Below are 2,599 nucleotides of genomic sequence, written 5' to 3'. Positions count from 1 at the left end.
CGATCCGTGAAGTGCTTGCCGCCCGTAAAAAGGGCGATGAAGCCGTTAATATCCTGCCGCGCCGTCGCGACGGTGAAAAGCTGCAGGTGATTGCATGCGCCAACTTTAAAGGTGGCTCTGCAAAAACCACCACCAGCACGCATCTTGCCCATTATCTGGCTCTGCGCGGCTACCGTGTGCTCGCGATTGATCTTGATCCGCAAGCCTCGCTTTCTGCGATGTTTGGTGTGCAGCCTGAGTTTGATGTTGAGCCAAACTGCACCTTGTTTGGTGCTCTGCGTTATGATGAAGGCCGCCGGACACTGGGTGATGTGATCCGCCCGACCTATTTTGACAATCTGGATCTGGTTCCGGCCAACCTTGAGCTGGCTGAGTTTGAGCACATCGTTCCAACAGCGATCGCTTCTGGTGCGTCTACCGGCGAAAATATCTTCTTCCGCCGCATCCGCAACGTTCTGAACGAAGTTGATGATCGCTACGATGTTGTTGTGATCGATTGTCCGCCACAGCTTGGCTTCCTCACTCTGGGCGCGCTGTTTGCATCCACCGGATTGCTCATCACGCTGCACCCGCAGATGCTGGACCTTGCAAGCTGTAACCAGTTCCTCGGCATGAGTTCTGATCTGATGGCCGTGATTGAGAACAATGGCGGCGAAATGAATCTGGATTGGATGCGGTTCCTTGTGACCCGTCACAATCCAAATGACAGCCCGCAAACCCGTGTGGTTGGCTTGTTGCGTGCCCTCTTTGGTGAGGATGTGCTGACATCGCCAGCTTTGGAATCCACCGCGGTTGCCAATGCGGGCCTTGAAAAGAAATCGCTTTACGAACTGGAACCGGGCGCCATTGGCCGCGAAACGCTTAAGCGTGCGCTTGAATCCATGGATTCGGTAAACCGTGAAATTGAAGATCTTCTCCGCAGCTCTTGGGGTCGAACACTATGAACAAAGCTAAGGACCGGAAAAACGCATTAGACACGCTGTTTTCAGGCGGCGGTATGGCAGGCATGGTTGCTGATGCAACAGCGCCGCGCCCCCGCTTGTCGTCCGGTGCTATTGGCGCAGCCGAGATCAACCTGATCAAGGACGAACGCGACAAACTGCGTGAAGAGTTGAAAACGCTGAACACGCAAATGGCGACCTCCGACAATGTGGTGGAGCTGAACCCGGAACAGGTTCAACCCTCCTTTGTTGCGGACCGCATGGAAGTTGCGTTCGATCCGGCATTTGAGGCGCTCAAAGAGTCTATTGCTGAGACCGGACAACAAGTGCCAATTCTGGTGCGTCCTGCGCCAGATGAAGATGGCATCTACCAGATTGCTTATGGTCACCGTCGTTGGAAAGCCTGCCGCGCTTTGGGCAAGCCTGTCCGTGGTGTCATCAAACCGCTCTCTGATGAAGAATTACTGGTGGCTCAAGGCCAGGAAAACCATGAACGGAAAGACCTGAGTTTCATTGAAACCTGCCTGTTCGTTTTCCGTCTTGCGCAAGATTACCCGCAGACGCTCATTGTCAAAGCCATTGGCAAAGACAAGTCTCTCGTTTCCAAACTCCGCAAGCTGGCGGCAACCATGCCTGAGGAGTTTTTGCGTGTGATTGGGCCTGCCCCAAAAATCGGGCGGCCACGTTGGGAAGAGATGGCAAGTTTCTTCCACGAGGGCCAGCTGGCGCCAAACCACGAAAAAGCAATTGCCTCGCTGTTTGCACTGGACTCATTCACAGAGCTGCACAGCGATGAGCGGTTTAGCGAAGTGTTGCAGCTGCTGCAAGAAACGCCAAGCGAGATGGAGGCAGGTTCTGCGTCCTCTTCTGGTGAGATTGCTGTTGCAGCTCATACCCGCGCCGCCAAATCTTCTGAATGGCTTGGAAACAAGCATGTGCTCGTCAAGCACACTGGCAAAGCGACCGTCTTCTCCGTTGATAGCAAAACGCAGAGTGACTTTGGCTCCTTCCTGCTGAAAGAGCTGCCCGGCCTGATTGCCAAATTTGAAGACACGAAGGGGGAGGATGCCTGATGGTGTAACCCCTGAATGACGAAAGGCCCTGCTGACGGCAATCAGCAAGGCCCCAAAATCGTCGCCCAAGAGAGTGAAGAGCACTCGTCGAGGACCATCTTTAGCACGATCATCCTACGACGAACGCGCGGTGCGAATCAAGTCAGCAATGCTTTCTTGAAACCCTTTGTGGCGCATTTTTGCTTTTTCGGGCGCTCAATCCCCAATCTTACTTGGATAACACCTTGGGTCTTCCCTCGGTGAATGGGTTAGCTATGCAAAGCACCGGTGTTGCGTCCTTTCGCAAAATGACACCCGGCATGTTGGAAAGCCAGCGACTGGCAATGGCGAATGACATCGTCAAAACAACAAAAGCCGAGGTGGCGATCACGTTAAAAAAGGCGGCCCCTGCTCTGGGGATCGATGGTTCCGCCTACCATATTCTCGATATTCTGATCGGCCTGACACGGGCAGATGACTGGAAACAGGACCGCCGGCCGCTGGTCGCGATCTCCAATGACAAGTTGGCTGAATACGTGTGCCGCTCCACGCGCACCGTTATACGTGCACTTAAGCGACTGGTTGAGGTGGGCATACTGGCATACC

Annotated in this window: 3 protein-coding genes; all 3 read left to right on the top strand. The window is 54.1% G+C overall.

The annotated features are described in order from the left end of the window. Positions 1–944 (top strand): plasmid partitioning protein RepA (gene repA / locus PPL9_RS07845; protein ID WP_082596651.1); only part of this gene is annotated, 944 nt, incomplete at its 5' end. Then, on the top strand, positions 941–2,014 hold the full coding sequence (repB, locus tag PPL9_RS07840; protein ID WP_057462164.1) for a plasmid partitioning protein RepB: 1,074 nt from the start codon (positions 941–943) through the stop codon (positions 2,012–2,014). The genes repA and repB, both read left to right, overlap by 4 nt. 254 nt (positions 2,015–2,268) lie before the next feature. Then, on the top strand, positions 2,269–2,599 hold a 331-nt coding region (locus tag PPL9_RS07835), incomplete at its 3' end, for a helix-turn-helix domain-containing protein (RefSeq protein WP_280139045.1).

The organism is Pseudovibrio sp. POLY-S9, assembly GCF_001431305.1.
Taxonomy (GTDB): Bacteria; Pseudomonadota; Alphaproteobacteria; order Rhizobiales; family Stappiaceae; genus Pseudovibrio.
This window is presented reverse-complemented; position numbering and strand designations above follow the sequence as displayed.

Bases quoted from the DNA above. Each gene is read 5' to 3' on its own strand.
- repB (WP_057462164.1), top strand. From the start codon at position 941: ATGAACAAAGCTAAGGACCGGAAAAACGCATTAGACACGCTGTTTTCA.